The 20,720-nt window shown below is 50.4% G+C and carries 17 protein-coding genes; 12 read left to right on the top strand and 5 right to left on the bottom strand.

Annotation, left to right across the window (positions count from 1 at the left end):
- Positions 1-5 precede the first annotated feature (5 nt).
- Together K3T83_RS40625 and K3T83_RS40620 are read left to right on the top strand one after the other, a co-directional pair.
- Complete coding sequence (locus K3T83_RS40625) at positions 6-956, top strand: ABC transporter permease (protein ID WP_236065177.1); 951 nt, start codon at positions 6-8, stop codon at positions 954-956.
- Positions 957-1,084: 128 nt separating this feature from the next.
- On the top strand, positions 1,085-2,011 hold the full coding sequence (locus K3T83_RS40620; RefSeq protein ID WP_220208857.1) for an ABC transporter permease: 927 nt from the start codon (positions 1,085-1,087) through the stop codon (positions 2,009-2,011).
- Positions 2,012-2,385: 374 nt separating this feature from the next.
- Here K3T83_RS40620 and K3T83_RS40615 read toward each other — a convergent pair whose 3' ends face one another.
- Entirely contained in the window at positions 2,386-3,030 is a 645-nt protein-coding gene (locus K3T83_RS40615; protein WP_236065176.1) for a response regulator transcription factor, read from the bottom strand.
- Positions 3,027-4,271, bottom strand: a complete 1,245-nt coding sequence (locus tag K3T83_RS40610) for a sensor histidine kinase (RefSeq protein ID WP_220208856.1) — start codon at positions 4,269-4,271, stop codon at positions 3,027-3,029. Before K3T83_RS40610 ends, K3T83_RS40615 begins: the two co-directional genes overlap by 4 nt.
- Positions 4,272-4,432: 161 nt before the next feature.
- Here K3T83_RS40610 and K3T83_RS40605 point away from each other — a divergent pair, with 161 nt between their 5' ends.
- From K3T83_RS40605 to K3T83_RS40595, 3 genes are all read left to right on the top strand, one after another.
- The gene (locus K3T83_RS40605) at positions 4,433-5,137 is read left to right on the top strand and encodes a VC0807 family protein (protein ID WP_220208855.1); all 705 of its coding nucleotides are present in this window, start codon (positions 4,433-4,435) and stop codon (positions 5,135-5,137) included.
- A gap of 119 nt (positions 5,138-5,256) precedes the next feature.
- Positions 5,257-6,234: a zinc-binding alcohol dehydrogenase family protein gene (locus K3T83_RS40600; RefSeq protein WP_220208854.1), complete on the top strand. Its 978-nt coding sequence runs from the start codon at positions 5,257-5,259 to the stop codon at positions 6,232-6,234.
- Between the two features lie 338 nt (positions 6,235-6,572).
- Positions 6,573-7,229 (top strand): LysE family translocator, encoded by a 657-nt coding sequence (locus K3T83_RS40595; protein ID WP_220208853.1) that lies wholly within the window; start codon positions 6,573-6,575, stop codon positions 7,227-7,229.
- A gap of 6 nt (positions 7,230-7,235) precedes the next feature.
- Here K3T83_RS40595 and K3T83_RS40590 read toward each other — a convergent pair whose 3' ends face one another.
- Positions 7,236-8,069, bottom strand: a complete 834-nt coding sequence (locus K3T83_RS40590) for an aminoglycoside adenylyltransferase domain-containing protein (RefSeq protein ID WP_220208852.1) — start codon at positions 8,067-8,069, stop codon at positions 7,236-7,238.
- A gap of 588 nt (positions 8,070-8,657) precedes the next feature.
- On the opposite strand from K3T83_RS40590, the gene K3T83_RS40585 reads away from it, so the two are divergent.
- Complete coding sequence (locus tag K3T83_RS40585) at positions 8,658-9,062, top strand: hypothetical protein (RefSeq protein WP_220208851.1); 405 nt, start codon at positions 8,658-8,660, stop codon at positions 9,060-9,062.
- A gap of 154 nt (positions 9,063-9,216) precedes the next feature.
- Here the strand turns inward: K3T83_RS40585 and K3T83_RS40580 are convergent, their stop codons facing one another.
- Complete coding sequence (locus K3T83_RS40580) at positions 9,217-9,636, bottom strand: ester cyclase (RefSeq protein ID WP_220208850.1); 420 nt, start codon at positions 9,634-9,636, stop codon at positions 9,217-9,219.
- Between the two features lie 447 nt (positions 9,637-10,083).
- On the opposite strand from K3T83_RS40580, the gene K3T83_RS40575 reads away from it, so the two are divergent.
- Both K3T83_RS40575 and K3T83_RS40570 read left to right on the top strand, forming a co-directional pair.
- Positions 10,084-10,929, top strand: coding sequence for an MBL fold metallo-hydrolase (locus K3T83_RS40575; protein WP_220208849.1), 846 nt, complete (start codon positions 10,084-10,086; stop codon positions 10,927-10,929).
- Positions 10,930-11,674: 745 nt separating this feature from the next.
- Entirely contained in the window at positions 11,675-12,928 is a 1,254-nt protein-coding gene (locus K3T83_RS40570; protein WP_220208848.1) for a hypothetical protein, read from the top strand.
- Between the two features lie 892 nt (positions 12,929-13,820).
- Here K3T83_RS40570 and K3T83_RS40565 read toward each other — a convergent pair.
- Positions 13,821-14,276, bottom strand: a complete 456-nt coding sequence (locus K3T83_RS40565) for a hypothetical protein (protein ID WP_220208847.1) — start codon at positions 14,274-14,276, stop codon at positions 13,821-13,823.
- A 571-nt stretch (positions 14,277-14,847) separates the two neighbouring features.
- Here K3T83_RS40565 and K3T83_RS40560 point away from each other — a divergent pair.
- From K3T83_RS40560 to K3T83_RS40545, 4 genes are all read left to right on the top strand, one after another.
- Positions 14,848-17,193, top strand: coding sequence for a hypothetical protein (locus K3T83_RS40560; RefSeq protein WP_220208846.1), 2,346 nt, complete (start codon positions 14,848-14,850; stop codon positions 17,191-17,193).
- Positions 17,194-17,336: 143 nt separating this feature from the next.
- Positions 17,337-18,278, top strand: a complete 942-nt coding sequence (locus tag K3T83_RS40555; RefSeq protein WP_220208845.1) for a P-loop NTPase family protein — start codon at positions 17,337-17,339, stop codon at positions 18,276-18,278.
- An 18-nt stretch (positions 18,279-18,296) separates the two neighbouring features.
- Positions 18,297-20,126, top strand: coding sequence for a replicative DNA helicase (dnaB, locus tag K3T83_RS40550; RefSeq protein ID WP_220208844.1), 1,830 nt, complete (start codon positions 18,297-18,299; stop codon positions 20,124-20,126).
- 59 nt (positions 20,127-20,185) lie between these two features.
- The gene (locus K3T83_RS40545; protein WP_220208843.1) at positions 20,186-20,485 is read left to right on the top strand and encodes a hypothetical protein; all 300 of its coding nucleotides are present in this window, start codon (positions 20,186-20,188) and stop codon (positions 20,483-20,485) included.
- Positions 20,486-20,720 lie beyond the last annotated feature (235 nt).

The raw sequence follows: 20,720 nt of genomic DNA, 5'->3' as shown, positions 1-20,720 counted from the left end.
CCATCGTGGCCCGTTATATCGCGCAACGCGTCTTTTTCATCATACCTGTCGCGCTGTTCGTCTGCTTTATCACATTTATGATTATCCATCTGGTGCCCGGTGATCCGGCGAGCGTCCTGTTGGGAGAGGAGGCCACGCCCACGGCGGTTGCGGCCCTGCGTCATCAACTGGGGCTGGATCAGCCGCTACCGACGCAGTTTGCGCTCTGGTTCTGGCAACTGCTGCATGGCAACCTGGGGCAATCAATCCAGCTTCAGCAGCCAGTGCTTCAGGCAATCTGGCAGCGGTTGCCTGTCACAGCCGAACTGGGCGTCATCTCCCTGCTCTACTCGCTGGCCCTGGCGATTCCGCTGGGCATCTATTCGGCCACGCATCGTAATACCTGGCTTGACTGGCTGGTAAACGTGATGAGCCTGCTCTTTACCGCCATTCCGGGCTTTATTCTGGGCCTGCTGCTGATCCTCTTCTTAGCCGTCTCTGTTCGCCTTTTTCCTCCCGGCGGCTACGTGCCATTTGCTGAAAATCCGGCGGCCAATCTGCGCGATTTGATCTTGCCGGTGATTACGCTGGGGACGGGGGCGGTGGCCGTCAATATGCGCCAGATTCGCGCCAGCATGATTGAAGTGTTGCACCAGGATTACGTGCGCACGGCCAGGGCAAAGGGGTTGCTCGAAGGTAGGGTCACATATGTTCACGCCCTACGCAATGCCATCCTGCCAGTTCTGACCATCGTTGGCTTGCAGGTCGGATCGATCATTGCAGGCGCTGTGGTGGTTGAGACGATCTTTCTCTGGCCGGGCATTGGACAACTGGCAGTACAGAGCATCTTCTCAAAAGACTACCCCGTCGTGCAAGGGATCGTCTTGCTGGCGGCACTGTCCTATATGGCGACGAACCTGCTGGTTGATGTCGGCTATGTCATCCTCGATCCACGTATCCGTTTTGAGAAGCAGTAGATAGATGGAAAGCGGTAAGTCGTAGTTTCCCGATTTATCGGGAGGGGTGCGCACCCCTCCCGATAAATCGGGAAACTACGACGGGTGGGATCACCTTCCTAAATAAAGGAAAGCGAGAAGATGAGTTTATGGCTATCCCGGAGAATGTCAGCGAGGAAGCGCAAGCGCTAGAGATGCGGACCGCGCAAGGGCGTGTGTCGTGGCTGGCGCGGATCATGCAAGCGTTGCGGCAAGACCCGCGCTGGTGGTTCGCCGTTATTTTGTTGCTGCTGGTGCTGACCGCTATTTTTGCCCCTTTGCTCAGCCCATACCCACCGCTCCAATATTATCCAGCAATCACAGCGCAGGGGCCAAGCGCGGCGCATCCGTTGGGGACCGATGCGCTGGGACGTGACCAGTTAAGCCGCATCATCTATGGGACGCGCATTTCGCTGTTAGTGGGCGTGGCAACAATTCTGCTGGGCGGCGTCTGTGGGACACTTCTGGGCATCCTGGCGGCATATTTTAAAGGCTGGGTCGATCAACTCATCACAATGATCGTCGATGCGCTGCTCTCTTTCCCCTCGCTGATCCTGGCTCTGGCTATTGCGGCGGCGTTGGGACCGAGCGTGCTCAATCTGGTGATCGCGCTGGCCGTTGTGCGCATTCCCATCTATGCCCGCATTGCACGCGGTCAGACGCTTCAGACGGTAGCTCTGGACTACATTACAGCCGCCACCGTGAGTGGTACGCCAACATGGAAGATTTTGCTCCGACATATCTTGCCAAATATCACGAGTCCGTTGCTGGTGCAGGCGACGCTCTCGCTGTCGTTCGCCATTCTGGACGAGTCGTTGCTCAGCTTTCTTGGCCTGGGCGCGCAGCCGCCGACGCCTGAATGGGGGGCAATGATTAACGATGCCAAAACCTATCTGACCAGCGATCCCTGGATGCTGCTCGGTCCCACGCTGGCTATTGTGCTTGTTGTGCTGAGCCTCAACCTCTTAGGTGATGCGGTCCGTGACCGCCTCGATCCCCGCGACGCGGCCCGTGTGATCGCGCCGCTTGAGCAGTAGAGGAAGTGAGGTATAGTTGCTCATCACTGATTTCACTTTTCCCATGCCAATTGCATCTACATAACATGATTGGTGCATCCGGCAAATGTTCCGGGGAGAGAGGGGTTCTCCCCATCCGTAGCGACAAGAGGGGTTGAGAGTCCTGGTGGGGGCCTTGCGCTTGTCGCTGTTGGGGCTACGCTGGAACCGGGAAACAGGGAAACGATGTGGCGAGGGCGACAAGCGCAAGGCCCCCACCAGGACTCTCAACCCCCCTTGTCGCTACGGGTACACCCGACATCCTCTCTGCCCAGAGCTATTCCCCTTTCAATTGCCGGTACGAATGAGATTACCGCTCTTGAAAAGAATTTTTCATTGTGTAGGCGCAATTATCATCATTCCCTATCAGTTTCCATGCTGAGCAAACCCCGTTCCAGCGCAACCATCACAGCGGCGGTACGATCCGTGACACCCAGCTTGCTAAAGATATGGATCAGGTGAGATTTGACGGTGGCCTCGCTGATATGCAAATGGCGGGCGATCTGCTTATTGCTGGAACCGCGCGCAACATGTGTCAGCACCTCAAGCTCGCGCACGCTCAGTCCATCCCCGCCTGAAGAGTGCAAGCGCGTCTGAAGCCGGGTCATCACGGTTGGAGCCAGGGCAGATTTCCCCTGTGCAACATCGCGAATAGCCGAGAAAAGCTGATCGCGTGGAGCATCTTTGAGCAGATAGCCAGTGGCCCCGGCTTCAATGGCACGAAGAATATCGCTATCGCTATCATACGTCGTCAGCACCAGAACCGGGAGCGTGGGCAGCTGCCTTCTAATCTGCGCAGTTGCCGCCACACCATCCATCGTTGCCATGCGTAGATCCATCAGCACCAGATCTGGTTGGAGCGCGACCACCAGTGCCACCGCTTCCGCACCATTAGTCGCCTCTCCAACAATCTCGAAATCGGGCTGGCTGGCAAGCATGCCCTGTAAACCTGCGCGAACGACGGGATGATCGTCGGCGATGATAAGCCTGATGCGTTTCACTGCTCCATCCCCTTCATGCTTGCAGGAGAAGTTTCGGGGCAAAACAACGGCTCATTGTTCATGGCAGGCAGCGCTACAGCTATTGTAGTGCCTTCACCCGGAGTACTCTCTACAGAGAGCATGCCGCCAGCCTGCTCCACACGTTCGCGCAATGCCTGCAAACCAAAGCCGCTCGTGGCCGGGCGAGAGGTTGGTAATGCTTCCAGATCGAAGCCGCAACCGTCGTCCTGCACATCAAGCACGATCTCATCCTCCATATAGGATAGCGTTACCGTTACCACGCAGGCATGAGCGTGCTTGCCAATGTTAGTCAACGCCTCCTGAGTGGCCCGGAGCAAGATCACCTCGATTTCAGGACGAAGAGGGAAGGACGTGCCAGTAATGGTAGTACAGGCTGCAACATGATGTTCTTGCGACCATTGTTCGGCGAGATGGGCCAGCACCTCCGGCAACTGGGCATGATCTAAGACCTTAGGTTGCAGCGCCCACATCAGGCGGCGTGCCTCCAGCAGGTTCTCGCGGGCCGTACGTCGTGCCTGATCGAAATGCTTTTGCACTGTTTGCTTTTCTGAAGGAAGTGCCTCTTCTGCTGCTTCGAGATGCATCACAATGCTTGTAAAGCCCTGCACCAGCGTATCGTGGATTTCGCGTGCGAGCCGTTGACGCTCTTCCATCACTCCTGCTCGCCGCTCAGCAAGGGCCAGCTCGTGACGGGTCGCCGCAAGCTCTTGCAACAACTGATGGCGATTCCGGCTCTGACGGATAATAGCTTCAATAAAAAACGTCATGAGAATACCACAAATCGTTGCCGCCAGCGTAATGAGCAAGGTCGCGTCAAATCCATTCAATAAAAGCACCTGCAAAGCGAGGGAGAAAATGGTCAGGATAATAGCGTCAAAGATCTTCCAGGGGAGAGGGCGGAAAAAGAAGACCTGGGGATACAGGCCAAACAGCAAGAACTGATAGACCGGGTGATAGAGGGTGAGCCAGAACCAGAGGCCCCAACCAACGACCAGATAGACCAGCGCGATCAGTGGACGGTAACGTATACGCTGAAAACGTGGCACGATACAGATCGCATACCAGCTAGCGAGCAGCGCTGAGAGTCCCAGGATGGCCGCACATACAGCCACTGAACGAGGAGAGGCATCCAGCAAAGCCAGTGCAGTTGTAAAAGCGAGCATGACATAGAATATCCCATACCAGAGTGGGAGAAAGCGTAGCCAGGCATGATCGTGCATCTCTTCATCCTCTCCTGCAAAGCATTTGCCCCAGTATACCATGCAATCTATCCGCGCCTGACCCTTCGTTCCTCCAAAAATCAACCGATGGGTTGATTACAACTCACCTCATATATGTTTTGATAGATGTGTCTCTCACAAGTAAAGAAAGGGAAAAGTACATGGAAAACGTAGCAGCAAGTTCAGTAACCGAACAAAAAGCCAGTAAAGCGGCAACAATCCTGAGCCTGCTCAGCAGTATTGTCATTAATGCCGCATTGCCCATCGTGATTTATTGGGCGCTGAAAACATATGCTGGCAGTTCTGATTTTGTTGCGCTTGTGGCATCGGGCGTCCCATCGTTGATCGATAGCATCGTTGGTGTGATACGCCGCAAGCGCATCGATTTGCTGGCTGGCATCGTGCTGTTTGGTATTATCACCTCGCTGGTGACGATGGCGTTGGGCGGCAGTCCAAAAGTCTATTTGATACGTGAATCGTTCTTTACGGCAGTATTTGGGCTGGCCTATCTGGTCTCGTTGTTCTTCCCACGACCGCTCGCCTTCTACTTCGCGCGCCACTTCGCGACCGGCAACAACCCGGAGAATATCCGCTGGTTCGACTCACTCTGGCAATACCAGCAGTTTCGTCATACCATGCGCGTGGTTACAGTTGTCTGGGGTATTGGTTTTCTCTTTGAGGCAGCTCTACGTACTTATCTGGTGATAATTTTGAGCATCGAGCAATTCCTGATTATCTCGCCGTTTGTCCTGTACGGCATCATCGGCGCGCTGGTGATCTGGATGTTTCTCTATAGCCGCCAGGGACGCAAACGCGGCGAGGAGCTACGTCAACGTATGCAGGCCGAGCAGAGACAGGAAATGTAACAAATAATTGTGATGTTTCATTGCTAGCAGCAGGAATACTCACCGTCACATCAGGGCGTACGCTGCCGTGTAATAATAAAACCCGGACAGAGCATTAACCCTCTAAGGAGAAGATGAGTATGCGAGCGATTGTAGTTGAGCAAGCGGGACCGCCCGAAGTATTGCAGATTCGCGACATTCCACGCCCGGAGCCGCGCCCCGGTCAGGTGTTGATTCGTGTCAAAGCCTTTGGTTTAAACCGCTCAGAAATGTTTACGCGACAAGGCCATTCGCCATCTGTCAAATTTCCTCGTGTGTTGGGCATCGAATGTGTAGGGATTGTCGAGGCAGCACCGGACACATCTTTGCAGGTTGGGCAAACCGTCGCCGCTGTGATGGGAGAGATGGGACGCGCATATGACGGTGGCTATGCTGAATACACGCTAGTACCGGCCAGTCAGGTCCTGCCGCTGCAAACAAGCCTCCCCTGGGAAACACTGGCCGCCATTCCAGAAACGTACCTCACAGCCTGGGGATCGCTTTTCGAGGCAATGGACCTGCAACCGGGGCAAACTCTCCTGGTACGTGGAGGCACCTCTTCTGTGGGCATGGCAGCGATCATGCTGGCAAAACATCACGGCGCAACCGTCCTTGCGACTACAAGAAAAGTTGCGAAGAGAACGGCATTACTGATAATTGGAGCAGAGGAAGTTATTATCGATACCGGAACGATTGCAGACAAGGTGAGGCAACGCGTTCCTGGTGGTGTGAATGGTGTTCTGGAGCTGATTGGAACGGTCACATTGCTAGATTCGCTTCAGGCCGTCGCGCCAAAAGGTATCGTCTGTATGACTGGCATCCTGGGCAATGCCTGGGTCTTACAGGAATTTGATCCGATGGTCGCTATCCCTTCGGCGGTTAGACTAACGCATTATAGCAGTGGCACTGTCAACGCAGCAAACGATACAGATGTTTTGCAGCACATTGTTGAAGGCGTAGAAGTTGGTCGTTATAAAGTGAGCATCGACCGCGTTTTCCACTTTGATGAGATCGTTGAAGCGCATCACTATATGGAAGAGAATCGAGCGAAGGGTAAACTGGTGGTTCTGGTCGATTGAGCGCCCCAAAGGACACAATGTTCTCCTGCTTGCTTAATACTCAGGGCTTTCCAGTTCTCCGCTCAAAGGGGTGCAGGGGTCTCCCTGCCGGGGCCTGGGGCGTCCCCAGTTTCCTTCCCCCCTTCGCGCGCCGCCTGCGGCGGCGCGCAAAAGAGAAGAAAAAAGGTTTTTGCGGGGACACCCCGCACCCCGGCAAAGGGCTGCCGCCCTCTGCACTCCTGCTAGATGGGAGAATTGGAAAGCCCTGGCTTAATACTTACCTCCACTGGACGCAACTATCAATATCGAGTACACTCTATGGAGGTTGTTAACTCATCATCAGGAGAAGAAAAACAGGTATGCAGGTTGCATTTTTCGCGACTGCTATCGGGCTTGGCATTGCCTATGCCGCCGCACCGGGAGCAGTCAACACCGAAGCGATTCGGCGCGGTGTCACACACGGTGCTCGTTCGACGTTATTAGTGGAGACAGGCTCTTTGATTGGCGATTCGTTGTGGGCCATACTCGCCCTGACGGGTGTTGCGGCCCTGGCACAATATATGACGTTCCAGATCGTGCTGGGCATCGCTGGCGGCTGTTTTCTGCTGCGTATGGCCTGGCTCGCGCTTTACGAGGCCTTCACACGTCGCAATGTCAAGCCCGAAGCAACGGCGGGCAAACGTGGAGATTTCGCTACTGGAGTTGTATTTGGCCTTGCCAATCCGGTTGGGCTGGCCTTCTGGTCGGGCCTGGGCAGTAGCGTTATGGCATCTGGCAGCACGGGATTACAGTTTGTGCTCTTCTTCGCGGGCTTTTTCGTCGGCGCGGTTCTTTGGAGCATTGGTATTACTATAGGAATTCGCTGGGGCCGCCGCTGGATTCGCCCAGCGCTCTTCCTCTGGATCAACGCCCTCTGCGGTCTCGCGCTCGGCTATTTTGGCGTGCGCGTGCTCTGGACCACGCTTCAGGGATGGCTGGAGCATCAACTCTTGCCCTCGCTCAAGCCATCGCACTAACCACACTCACCCATTATCTCGCCAGCTGATCTCCTCCGAGCCGGTCCGCTGGCGAAGAATTGCTTGTTCCATATATGTCATAAACTCGTTCAAAACAGCGCGACCAATCGGGCGTCCCAATCGTTCACTGCGATAGAGTGCCAGCGATTGTTGAACGAGCGGATGATACTGTTCGGGCAAATGAGCAAGCCCCCACGCGCCGCCCTGGTTTTTGGAGAGCAATTGCCCATCGCGCAGGTAGGCGTAGACTCGGCAGCTATTCAGCACAAAAGCCACAAGATCCTGTAAATAGTGCTTGCATGCCTCCTGAAAGCTCGCCACCAGCGCATCAAGAAATACCTGCTCCGGCACGAGAGGAAACTCCTCATCAATCGCTTTACCAGCAAGACAAATACCCTTGCGCTGAAGGACGGTAAGGTAAATGGCGAGGTGCAGGTCGGAACGTGTCTGGTCGTTCCAATGCTGCCATGCGTCGCTGCTAAGATCTTGCTGGAAGCTTTCGCGCAACCGCTCGTTATAGTGGAGAGTGAAAGGGAGAGGTTGCTGGAACGAAGCAAGGTCGCTCTCAGCAAGAAACCAGATATCGATGGGTGCGGGAAACTTCGAGACGCGCAAGAGCAACTCAACGGCGGCTTTCTCGGCCTGCACGCTGATACGCTTGCTGGTTGTCACGATGATATCAATATCGCTACGAGCAGGCTGGAAACCACTCAGAGCGAGAGAACCATGTAGATACATACCGGAAAAGTGTAGATCAGGCAGATGCGAGAACTCCGCAAGCAATGTATTCACTTCCGCCTTAATCACTTTCGGGCAATTTGTCCAATTGTAGTACTCCATGCCAACTCCTACTACAACAGCTTATCCGTTGGTTTTCCCTCATTGTATCCCCCTGACAGGCAATTATCCAGAGGAAAAGTCTACTTTATTAGAGACAGAAGGCGACTAGCTAGCGGCAGTTAGAAAGGAGACGCTTCCCAAAAGTCTACTGTAGACTACCAGGAAGAAGACTCGTTGAGGCCCCACTAAGGAATGGAGGATCGTTGCTTGGACAGCAGCGGTAGTGTCGCTTGTCCAAGCAACGATCCTCCTTCGTCTCATAAAAACTACCTCATCAGAAGATGACAAAGTAGTCATCATTCATCTAGAGCATGGACTTTTTGCTCAAATTTTGGTACACTTCTCATAGCACTTTCTACTTCTAGAAAATCGATTAAAGCACTTTATTTTGTACTGCTTTCTACGCCCTCTCTTGTCTTGCAAAAAAGCGAGGTTTCGTCTTCGCAGAGTGACAAGAGGCTTGAGCGTGTGAGAGCAGTGATGCGCACGCCTGGTTTTGAGAACGCTTCTCTGTTAGTGCAAAGAGAGCACGCAGAGAAACCGTGCAGAAACCTCATCCGCGCAGGCGTTCCAGAAAGGAGAGACGATATGAGCCATAACATCGAGACGTTTGGCTTTTTACGAACCTGTATTGATAAACGCTTTGTCGAGGCCAGCCGCAGGAAATTCGAGGAGGCGACTGGCCTCTTGCCCACCGCTTACTGGCATGAAGCCTACGCTGGTGGTTCAGCCAGAGACCCCTCTCTGGTTGGTAACGATGCCAAGACGGGGGACAACATCTATGCAGACCAGTATGCAGCCGAGCATGGTGCTACTATTTTCGGCTGGCAGGCCCATATAGACAAATGTGGCGGTCTGCCAGGTGCAGACAACACGGATATTGAAAAGGCGTTGGATGTACACATTCGCGCGATGATAACAAAATATCCCGCCTTCCAACATTATCGTATTCTGGCTTCGGACAGGGGGATTGAGATCACACGAGTCCACTGAGCTAATGGTTGAGCCATTGAGGAGTCACCAGCTCGTGGTGACTCTCTCATGCAAAAAGTTGGAGCCCCTCTTAACGTCATCAAATATTTCAACGCTTGAAGGTTAACGTAACGTTTTCGTCTGGGTGTCGTCCCACAGCTTGAGGTAACTCGCATCACTCAGGCAACGACACTGTGGCTCCGAGCTGGAGAACCCAACTGAGAGTCTCCTGACAGCCCCAAAGCTCGACCATCATGCCCTCAGCGATACGAATAAAGTCCACACCGGTCAGGATGGCTTCTCTTCCTGTTGGGGCGAAACCCGCAAAAGTTCCTTGATGCGTTCCCCGAAGCACAAAGCGAAAAGCGACGGTATTCTCCTCGCTAATCATCTGTTCAATGGTAATGCGTACATCAGGGAAACCAGCACGAAAAGCAAGAACTTCCTCTTTAACACTTTCTGGGCCAGAAGTTCGATCAGGATGGGTATGATCAACGTATTCTGCGGCAAGGATTTCATCAGCCAGAGCTACATTTCCCGTCTCCCACATCTCTATATAGCGTCTCACGAGTGCCTTATTTGCTTCGAGGTCCATGCTTTCCCTCTCTTTTTTCAATCCAGGCATGAGATACCGGAATCTTCTGCCTTCTGCATTTTAGCATTTGAAGGAGACTTTTTATATCGGCTGTACCTGTGATAATTGGGGATAAGTCTACCCTCTACTACTCAAAAGAAGACTTTTTATGCCGGCAGGTCTGTGATAATGGCAAATGGGTCTACCTCGCACTACTCAAAAGGCGACTCATCGAGAAGCCCGATCGCTGATAATGGCAAATGAGTCTGATTGATTGAACCCAAAAGAAGACTTTTTACATTTTTCTTGATCGAGATCTTCTCGACACATATTGGCATTCAACCCTGGCTGATACGTCTTCTTGCCGGGCCAGGCTCTTCTGACATGCGCTCAAAGTTGGGATCGACAGCGGTTTATTCTATAATAGCAAGAGATGTTACTCTCTGTTGAAAGGAAAGCTACTTATTAATGGTCAAAGCAGCAGCCTATGGCTCGATTACACCAGGCAGCGTTCGCATAACGTATCTGCCCGATGGATACATTCTCTTCAATCCAACAGCCGTTTTCTCAACAACCACCACAGCAGACTGGCAGTTCTATCAAAATTATCTCGATGACAATGGTCAACTTGTCGGAAGCCTGGGTGCCTATCTGCTCCAGACGCCTGAGCATACAATATTGATTGACACCGGCCTCGGCCCCAGAACCTACGAAAGCAACCGCTTCAAGTGCTATGGAGGCCAACTTCTCTTCAACCTTGAGCGTGCGGGACTCGATCCTGCCGACATCGATATTGTCTTTTTCACGCACATGCACGCAGATCATGTCAACGGTGTCGTGCGCGAGGTCAATGGCGAGCCGGCCCTGACCTTTCCGAATGCACGCTATCTGGTACGGGGCGCTGAGTGGCATCGCTTCGACAATCAGCCGGAGACTAGAGCTAGCGTGGCTGGTACGCTGAATCTGCTGGAGCATCACATCGGGTTTGCAGAGGAGGGAGAGGATATCGTACCTGGAGTGAGGGTTCTCGCTACCCCAGGACATACAGCTGGCCACTCATCGCTGCTGATAACGACGGACGAGGAACGGGTCATCATTCTCGGCGATATCTTCCTGAGTGCTATACAGATCGAACATCCCGAATGGACCAGTTCCCTGGATAGCGGCGATCCCGAACAGGCGAAGGTCACCCGCAGGCAGATGCTTCAGGAACTCGCGCAGCCCTCGACAACAGGGGTTGCGACCCATGTTGCCGATTCCGTCTTCATGAAGGTGGAAGCTGCGCATAGTGGCTTCCGGCTCTTAGAAAGGTGAAACAGTTGGCAACGCAAATAGGTCTACCCTAGACTACCCAAAAGGCGACTTTTTGAGAAAGGCTGATTGCAGGTATTTGGAAATGGGTCTACCTTATGCGACCCAGAAGGCAACTCGTACTGCATTACCATTTTCTGCAAAAGTCTTCTTTTGAGTGGTCTAGGGTAGACTCATTTGCGCTGCCAACTGGCAGCAACGATGAAGTCTCCTTTTGGATAGCACAAAGGAGACTTATCAGAGATAGCCAGAAGAGACGGGGTTTTCAGAAAGTCTCCTTCTGGTTCCAATAAAGGAGACCCATGAACAGTATCAGCCACCATCGTTGAAGGCAACTTTTCTCATCATTCATAAGTTGCCTCTATCCGCAAAAAGTCTTCTCCAATATCAAAAAAAGGAGACTTTTACACAAGGCAAGATGAATATATAGCCCATAGCAGCTCATGAGACCAGGAAAAACTCGCTTGAGTCTATCTTTTGGGAAGGAAAAGGAGACTTTTACACAAGCTTATATAATACATGTATAACTCTTCCTATATATATTGGAGAAGGCTTTATTTTTTTGACAATGTACGCATAACTAAGTAGAATGGAAAGAGAGGATATGCAAGGGAGCGACGCATATCTACCCCTGCCCTTATAAACATAACCAGACATAGGGCTATAACGCTGTTGTTCTACAGACTGCTGGTTCAGAAAAGGAGAGAAGGGCTATTTTCTCGCGAGGGGATTAGCCTGGTAGAAAAATATGGAAGAGTATCAGCAACAGAAACTCAGTCTCGTGCCTGCCGAACAGCTCGAAATGCAAGTTGAAGAAGAGGAAGACAGCGAGCTATCATCCCTGCTCGATTACACGCTGGCCGACGTGACCGACTTTATGACGGAAGAAGAGGCAACAGAGTATATCGCCAGCATTTTAGAGGGAGGCGAAATCGAGCAAACAGCGCTATTTGAGAACATCACACCTTATGTCACCGACAACATTAAAGTTACCAATTATCGTCCAGACCAGGCGGTACGCGAGGCATCACTGGCCCAGAAGCACATGTGGCGTCCGGGGCACGGTGAGATCTCCTACCTTGCCTCCAATACGCTTGAGGTCTATCTGGGAACACCAGAGCGGCCATTGGAAATCCCGCAGGCATTGCGGCAGATCCGCCAGCTGAGCGAAAGTACAGTGTTGACGGCACGCATCATCCTGGGCCTGTGGAATATTCGTCGTCACAACGACCGCGTCGCCAAAAACGGCAGCGTGGCGATCCTGCTCGAAGAAATCTTGCAGTGGCAGGGATTGCAAAAGCATAGTCGTGTGGCCCATCCCGGAACCGTCAAGCGCTATACGGACGGGTATCGCACCGAACAGAAACAGCGCGTCCTCCAGGATCTCGCCTTACTCGCCTCCTGCAATGTGCGCGGAAATTGCACCATCACCGTGCGCGGCAAGGCAATTCCCATTCAGGTTGATGGGCCATATATGCGCTACTCGGTGGTGAGTCGCAAGGCCATTACCAACGAAAAAATCATCATTGGCTTCCTGATCTCACCCGGCGATTGGATCAGCACCTATGAGCAGCACCAGAACTACTATCTTGCGGAGGTTGATAGCCAGATTTTCAAGTTGAATCCGCAAAACGACCGTTACGCCCTGCGCCTTGCGCTGTACCTGACAGAGCGCTGGCGCGAACAGGCCAAGCAGGGAGATTTCAGTTCGCCAATTACTATGCTAGAACTGCTGGCGGCCAGTATGATTGAGGTGGACGAGCGCCACCTGACAACGCGCTTTGTGCCACGTATTGAGGCCTCGCTGCAAAAATTGGAGAACATGGGGATTGTTGGGAAACAGGTTTGCATTACTGAGATCGATAAGGGGCAAACACGCTGGAGCAAAGAATGGTTGGCGGCACGCTGGGAGATCTTGCCACCGCTCAAACTCATTCAAGAGTATCAGGCGATGAATAATCCGCATCGCAAACGCGCGCGCCGGATACGTCCCAAAGAATGATTGAGGAGCACAACCCCACCGGGGTTCGGTGCATTTTTCGCGGCATCACCATATATTTTTCTAAAAGCAACATCACGAACACTTCCATTTTCCTAAGCCATACCCTTCTCAGGGTATGGCTTTCTTTCATCAATACTTGATAGATAAATCGGCATACAATTAGAACGTTTGACCATAGCTTGATTGATACATGTCTATTGTTTGACAAGACTTTCTGCCTGCCTGGGCGTCTGAACCCCACCAGGGTTCGGTACATTCTTGCTTTCTCTACCCCACCATAGCTGGGAGCATTTTGTCTCTTTTTACAATTCTGAACCCCACCAGGGTTCGGTACATTCTTGCTTTCTCTACCCCACCATAGCTGGGAGCATTTTGTCTCTTTTTACAATTCTGAACCCCACCAGGGTTCGGTACATTCTTGCTTTCTCTACCCCACCATAGCTGGGAGCATTTTGTCTCTTTTTACAATTCTGAACCCCACCAGGGTTCGGTACATTCTTTGTGACACTTCTATTGTCGCCGCTTGCTATTACCTGATGCATATAAAATCTTGTGTGACGATATTTCTTAACAAACCTCAACACAAATTTCTATTTCTTCACCAAATCTCACCTGGCGATATTTTCCGTTCCCGCCATCATGTAAATGACTATAGGCAGCATCGATGTAGATAGATTTATCCTCTGCCCCACCGGAGCGCGGTACATTTTTCTGAAAAAGGAAACGATGCGTTATCTAGACGGAGGAGGTGCTGACTACCTTCTATCTCCTGAAGAGGCCAATACACATCAATAGATATGTATTATTAAGGAACGAAAACCTTCTGCGATCAACATCAATAGAGCAGGCAAAGTTCTGAAGCAAGGTGTTTCTTTCAGATGATGAGTGCTTATCAGGATTGTATAGTTCTTTCTTCCCAGGTCAAGAAATCTTTACTACAAGATACAAAAGCGTAAGCATAACCAAAGCTCGTGAACCCCACCATAGCTGGGAGCATTTTGTCTCTTTTTGGGTTCCTGAACCCCACCAGGGTTCGGTACATTTTCGTTTCCTCTACCCCACCATAGCTGGGAGCATTTTGTCTCTTTTTACAATTCTGAACCCCACCAGGGTTCGGTACATTCTTCGCCATTTTTCTGTTTCTAACCCCACCATAGCTGGGTGCATTTCTTATGTTCTTAGCGGGCAAAAACTCATCAAAAATTGGAATAATTCGATCATTCCAAACACACGCTGCATTGATAAAAATAAATGGGATATGGCATTTTATGAGCTGTTGAACCCCACCGGAGTTAGGAGCATTTTGCTTGCTCAAAGGTGCCGAATTCTCAGTTAAATCAATATGCATCAATATTTTTTGGCAGAGGATTTTATATATATAATCTTTATAAGAAAATGGCTATGATTTATGGCTATGGATTATAAATAGAATATCAGTGTAGTGGTGTGATAAATTTTACACTTTTCGCTTGACTATTTTGTCTCATTTGCCCGGTTTTCCATCCAGCAAACAGGCGGTTAACCAAAAGTCATGGAGAACCCCACCGGGGTTGGGTGAAAACCCCACCGGGGTTGGGTGCAATTCCCACCGGGGTTCGGCGCATTTCTGAGCGGAAAAGCCAGACACCAATAAGTAATTACCACTCCACTTTACGACTAGCATCTAGAGATCTGGCAGTGTAATATATCTTTTACAACCAGTAAAAAGTTTCTGGGTCTTAGCCATCCGGTATATACACTTGACATGAAAATGCCGAGTAGTGTACAACTCATACAGCCAGAAATGCTCTCGTTTATTTTCGCAATAAACGAGAGCCGGCAGAGTGATAGAGGAGGGTATGGGATCGGGCGGACTGACCCATCTATTTTATGACTGTGTTTCATCTCGCGCAACATATAGACACGTTGGGAGGGGCCATATGGACGACTTAATCTCGCGCAACACAGAACTTGAAGAAGAAATTATGCGACGGCAGAACGGAATTATACCATCATACTCAGGATCAGCACCAGAGATCTTGCGGCGAACCGATCCATCCAGGACTCAGATAGTGCAGCAGATTTTTGGCTCTCCTGGCAATGGGCCGGAGATTCTTTTCCAGATGCTTCGTTTTGCGGAAGTGAAACAGATGGCATTGCCTGGGATGGAAGGTCAAACGGATGTCGCCGTAGTTAGCCTGCAAAATCTCCGTGAATTGGCAAAGAAAATTCACTATGGATATGATACAACGCACAAATATGTGATCGTCTTCTGTGCGCTTAACTTGTTGGTGAAGGTTCGGCAAGAAGGGCGGATACAACTGCTTTTTCCGCTCCAGCATTATGCCCCACCACCAACAACACAAGCACTAGACAAGCTGATCAAGTACAGCCGTCCAAAGGTGCGGCAGTTTGCAACCCGCGTAAAACAACGCTGTATCCTGTACGGCATTATATCTGAGAATGGCTCACAGCACAAGGAGTATAGTACTGGTGAGCAACAACTGCTGCGACAACTGTACGATATCATACAGGACGAGAAGATCGAGCCAGCAAAGAGGCAACGCCTGTTCAAACGGATCAGCAGTGAAATCATTTGCGACTTGTTTGATCCCTCTAATAGCTCTGGGGTTGTTGCAATAGAGGCAATACCCGCTATTGAACAGAAGAAAGTAGTTCCAGAGGCGCTCCCTCAGCCTGCGCGATCACTGGCTCTACCGGAGAAGGCTCATACAGATGAGCCTATCACTGCTCAGCCTGACGTAGTTACATCAAACCGACCCCCTGCTTCTGGCAAAAATCCTTTTGCCATCAAATCAATTGCGACAATGGGAATCGTGCAAGAGGCAAAAAAGCTGATAGAAGAGAATAACCGCTTGCTCGCTGAAGATCCTTTTGCTCAACCAGCTCAAGAAGCTTCCCAGATGGTAACTGAGAGCAACAAACCTGCTATCCAGGAAGGTACAGGCGGTGAGCCTTCCGTCCCTTCGCCCGCTATCAATGCCTCACAAGCACCAAAACATAAAATATACAAATCGGCTACGGACGATGATAGCGATCTCACGAAACAACAACAAAAGACAAACCAATTTTTCCAGGAATACCTGAATAAGCTGTATGATCCGAACTTCTTTGAGAAGGTAAAAAAACTGGAGGAAAAAAAATCGAAGCCAGAAAGACCGGAGGTAGATCCCAGATTAGCGGCAGTTGCGGCAAGACATGGCCTGAAGATCGTCAATGACGAAGTCATCCATATTGACGAGTCTGGCAACGAAATTCCAAAACCGCCAAAGAAAAAAGTTGAACCAGAGACATCATCAACAAGTGATCAGCCTGCAAATGCGAAAATAACGACAGAAAAGTCTACCGCAGGTAAAAAGTCGCCCTCCAGTACGAGAAAAGCGGAACTTCCGGTTCCGCCAGCAAGCAAGAAAGTGAAAACAGCGCCGCCAGCGATAGAAAAGTCTCCTGTCGAGAAAAAGTCTCCCCCACCACAAACAGCGGTTCAGGATGATACAGCGGAGAGCAAGCAAGCAGTTGCGGAGGCTTCCGAGACAGAAAAGTCTACCGGGCAGTCAACCGAGGACGGTTTTTCTGAGATTTCCATGATCGATCCCAAACATTATTCTCAGCAGTTTCTCACAACGTACGTTACGTATAACGTTATAGATTTTATTAATATATTATATAATAATAACGTTAATAACGACCGTACGTTACGCAAGCAGCTCGCGATGTTTTTAGCTGAATTGTTTGACGGAGACCTCGGCAAATGGAAAATCCACATGAAGCTGATAAACGATTGTAGCGCGGAGGCAGTCACCGGATCGCTTGTCTATGTGTTTTCCAGGTTGTACGACCAGGGAGGTCACACTATCACCAACAAAGCCGGGCTGTTTACGACTCGCTGTCGTGAATACCATGCTGAAGGGTTGGATGCAGGTGTTATTTCGCTCGTGAAAACGTTTCAGGACAAGACCTTCGAGCAACTGATCACTTTTTTCAAGCAACAACGGCAAAAACAATTAGACCAACAGGACAAGTTTAAGGCTGAGAATAGACAAACATATCAACAGCAAAATCAACGCCCACCAGAACAGCCAGGGGCAACAAATCGTAGCTCAATATTTGCTATGGAGACCCCAAAAGATAGCAATGCTATCATGGTTAGACAGGGGAATAAGGTAGTTGTGAAGAGATACAATTACGGTCGGATAGTAACCGGGAAAAGGCGTCGTACAAATGAGATTATAGAGACGCAAAGGGATGAGCAAACAAATCAATAGGGTACTATTGGGTATTTCGTTTTCTATTCTCAGTGTATCAGTATATAATATGACCCTGCTTTATAGCATAATATATTGTTTAATGAACACGTCGCAGGGGGTTGCTTATGAACGAAGAACTCAAAACACGTTTAAGCAGAATTATGGCATCAAGGCCACCACGTCTTCCAGGCAAACGGAGCGCTGCATTGACACGGCAACTTATGGCTATTCCAGAGGGACGACGTACGTTTTTGCAGACCCGTATGCTTTCTGCAAGTGAGCGAGGTGATTGTATTGGTTGTAATCAGCAAGGCGAGCCGCTGTCAATTGAAGGCTGGGCGCTGCCCGTCACCCTTGAATCAAATGGTTTTGCGGCACCAGCAGAGTTTTGCGATTGTGCTGACGGAGTAAGCTTTCAAAAGCGGATTCAGCGGCAACGTAGAGAATTCGTGCAGCAAGATATGCAGATGCGTCGCACCTATGCACAACGACTTTTCGGTCCAGCGTTTATGACTCATCCATCGCTTTATGAGAGAAATCTGGAGACCTGGCCCCAGGAATTTGAGCGGCAAGAAGGTGTAGATGAGCTTGCCCATTTAGAGGCTGAAGGGGAAAGGATATATATTGCCGGGATCGTTGAGGACTATATAGAAAACTTGAACTTCCATCACATCAGGAGTAAAGGGTCACAGCATGGTCTCTGTTTGATTGGAGGTCCAGGTGTTGGCAAAACGGGATTGATAAGCTGTATCGAGCCTCTGATTGCCCAAAAAGGGCGTTTTATGTTGTCGCTTTATGTGCCCGAACTTCTTCGACTGGTTAAAAATCCGGAGCTGGCTGAAAATATGCTCAAGGTGATGAGAACGGCAGAAGTGTTGTTTCTCGATGATCTGGGTAATCCTCTCTTTGCTGACCCGGTCTCGCCCGAGGTATATTCGCTTTTTGTCTGCGTCTTTGATGCCCGACTCAAGCATAATCGTCCTACGTTTATCACAACAAATCTTGATGAGGATACGCTTGAGGAGCAGTTCGGTACGTACATTCTTTCACGTATTCAAACGCTTTGCCATATGTTTATCTTGCCTGGTATCGATCTACGTTAGTCTGGAGTTGTAGCGCTTATGGAACGGTTCTTACCGCAAAATATTGAGGCGGAGGCGAGTGTTCTCGGCAGCTTGCTGATCGACCCAGAGGCAATCTCTCTGGTGATCGATTTCTTGCGGGCCGACGATTTCTATCGTGATGGACACCGCACTCTCTACGAAGTAATTACCCAGCTCTATGAACGGCATGAGCCTGCCGATTTCGTGATTCTCTGTCACGAGCTGGCCCGTCAGAGTAAGCTGGATGAGGTTGGTGGTGAGAGCTATATCGCCTCTCTGGTAAGCCTTGTTCCCACAAGCGGCAATATCGAGTATTACGGACGTATCGTTGAGCGTCTGGCGACGCTGCGGCGTCTCATTCATGTGGGGGGACAAATTGTAGCGGCGGCGTATGCGGAAGATGATGCTGAGGCTGTTCTAGAACAATCTGAGCAAATGATTTTTTCGGTCAGACAGGAACGTACCCAAAATCGCTCTCAGACGGCCCACATTCGCGATGCGATTACAAGCTATATGGATAGGCTCGATTCTCTGTATATGCGTCGTAGCGGACTTATAGGCACCCCTACGGGCTTTTCTGATCTGGATCGTCTGCTGGGTGGTTTGCAACGTTCGGATTTAATCATTCTGGCTGCTCGTCCAGCTGTTGGCAAAACAAGTTTCGCTCTAAGCCTCGCGTATAATGCCGCTGTTCGCTACCAATGCAAGATCGGCATCTTTAGCCTTGAAATGAGTATTGATCAACTTGTCCAGCGCTTGATTTCGATGGAGGCTGGTGTCGATCAACAGCGCTTGCGTTCGGGTCGTGTGGAGGATGACGAGTGGGATCATGTGGTGAGAGCCGCCAATGTTTTTTCGGCTGTGACTATTCTGCTTGATGAGACGGCCTCTCTGACGACCTCTCAATTGCGCAGTAAGGCTCGTCAGTGGATTGCGGAAGCTAATGGCCTGGATCTGATAATCGTTGATTATCTGCAATTGATGGCGTCGGAGGCCAGCGGTGGTCGATCTGATAATCGTGTGCAAGTTATTGATGAGATTAGTCGTCAGTTGAAGGTGCTGGCACGTGAGCTGAACGTGCCGATCCTGGCTCTGGCACAGTTATCTCGTGCCGTTGAAACTCGTCAATCGAAGGTTCCGCAGTTGTCCGATCTGCGTGAAAGTGGCTGTTTAACTGGTGATACGTTGGTTTACCTGCCGGATGAAGGCTATTACCGTCGCATAGACTCGCTGGTTGGTCAGCAAGGATTTCATGTTCTGGCGCTCAATACTGGGACCTGGAAATTTGAACCCCGCCCTGTAACACATGCATTTTCTACGGGACGTAAACAGGTGTTTCGCCTGAAAACGCGGTCAGGGCGTACTATTCGAGCTACCGCTAATCATCGCTTCTTGACCTTTGATGGTTGGAGACGATTGGATGAGCTACAACCTGAGATGCATCTCGCCCTACCGCGCGCTTTACCCAGCCCTGAGACACCTGTAGCAATGAGTGAGGTGTATTGGGATGAGGTCGTTGCTATCGAACCTGATGGGGAAGAAGAGGTCTATGATTTTACTGTAGATGGGCTTCATAATTTTGTTGCAAATAATATTGTTGTGCATAATAGTCTTGAGCAAAATGCTGATATCGTGATGTTCATTTACCGCGATGAAGTGTACAATCCAGAAACGGAACGCAAAGGTCTCGCCGATATTATCGTTGCCAAGCATCGCAATGGTCCCACTGGCGAGGTGTGTTTGTATTTTAATCGCAGCCAGACACGTTTCCAGGATATGATCCAGGAACAGAACGTTCCCAATCCTTTCCTTGATGACGATGATGACGATGATCGTTATATGGGCTGATTTCTTATAGTTTTTCATAAAAAGGATCAAGGTTGTTTTTATTTGTAGGTGAGATACGTATGATGAGAAAAATTGAGGAAGTGACAGCGCTGGATTCGCTGGACGAGATGTGGGTGGTGGTTGAGGCTGCTGCATTGCTGGGCGTAAAGACTGGCCGCGTCCACGCTCTGATCGAAGAAGGGAGCTTACCGTCACGCTTCGCAACTCTGGAGGAGACTGGTATTTTGCTGGCAACCGGACGCATCAAGGGCGTGCCTGGTAGCGGGATTCGCCTGATCCCTAAATATGCGGTGGAGTCAGCAAAAGGTCGCAGAAAACGTGGCTGGCAAAAAGGGAGGCCACGCCGCAAGGAGTATTGACTTTTTCTCTTCTTTTAACCTGGTACACGTATACGTTGACGTATAAATACGCGTCTACGAAGATGGTTATGTAGATGAAGTATCTATAAAAATAAACGATGCGCCTCTAAAGTCTTATCGAATACTATCAATGTATGTTACAATGTGAGTGGGTACACGTTCCTACTAGTGGACGGCTACATTGACGTATACGTCGGTGCGGATTCCTCTATGATGGCCGGGTGGGTCGTTTGTG

This window comes from Reticulibacter mediterranei (genome assembly GCF_016587455.1).
Note: the sequence above shows the minus strand (reverse complement) of the source record. Positions and strands in the feature narration are given on the sequence as shown.

Excerpts from the sequence above, each read along its gene's own strand:
- K3T83_RS40570 (WP_220208848.1), top strand. The coding sequence starts at position 11,675 with ATGGAAGAGTATCAGCAACAGAAACTCAGTCTCGTGCCTGCCGAACAG.
- K3T83_RS40600 (WP_220208854.1), top strand. The coding sequence starts at position 5,257 with ATGCGAGCGATTGTAGTTGAGCAAGCGGGACCGCCCGAAGTATTGCAG.
- K3T83_RS40620 (WP_220208857.1), top strand. The coding sequence starts at position 1,085 with ATGGCTATCCCGGAGAATGTCAGCGAGGAAGCGCAAGCGCTAGAGATG.
- K3T83_RS40610 (WP_220208856.1), bottom strand. The coding sequence starts at position 4,271 with ATGCACGATCATGCCTGGCTACGCTTTCTCCCACTCTGGTATGGGATA.
- K3T83_RS40585 (WP_220208851.1), top strand. The coding sequence starts at position 8,658 with ATGAGCCATAACATCGAGACGTTTGGCTTTTTACGAACCTGTATTGAT.
- K3T83_RS40560 (WP_220208846.1), top strand. The coding sequence starts at position 14,848 with ATGGACGACTTAATCTCGCGCAACACAGAACTTGAAGAAGAAATTATG.
- K3T83_RS40555 (WP_220208845.1), top strand. The coding sequence starts at position 17,337 with ATGGCATCAAGGCCACCACGTCTTCCAGGCAAACGGAGCGCTGCATTG.
- K3T83_RS40580 (WP_220208850.1), bottom strand. The coding sequence starts at position 9,636 with ATGGACCTCGAAGCAAATAAGGCACTCGTGAGACGCTATATAGAGATG.
- K3T83_RS40605 (WP_220208855.1), top strand. The coding sequence starts at position 4,433 with ATGGAAAACGTAGCAGCAAGTTCAGTAACCGAACAAAAAGCCAGTAAA.
- K3T83_RS40590 (WP_220208852.1), bottom strand. The coding sequence starts at position 8,069 with ATGGAGTACTACAATTGGACAAATTGCCCGAAAGTGATTAAGGCGGAA.
- dnaB (WP_220208844.1), top strand. The coding sequence starts at position 18,297 with ATGGAACGGTTCTTACCGCAAAATATTGAGGCGGAGGCGAGTGTTCTC.
- K3T83_RS40565 (WP_220208847.1), bottom strand. The coding sequence starts at position 14,276 with ATGCATATTGATTTAACTGAGAATTCGGCACCTTTGAGCAAGCAAAAT.
- K3T83_RS40545 (WP_220208843.1), top strand. The coding sequence starts at position 20,186 with ATGATGAGAAAAATTGAGGAAGTGACAGCGCTGGATTCGCTGGACGAG.
- K3T83_RS40575 (WP_220208849.1), top strand. The coding sequence starts at position 10,084 with ATGGTCAAAGCAGCAGCCTATGGCTCGATTACACCAGGCAGCGTTCGC.
- K3T83_RS40595 (WP_220208853.1), top strand. The coding sequence starts at position 6,573 with ATGCAGGTTGCATTTTTCGCGACTGCTATCGGGCTTGGCATTGCCTAT.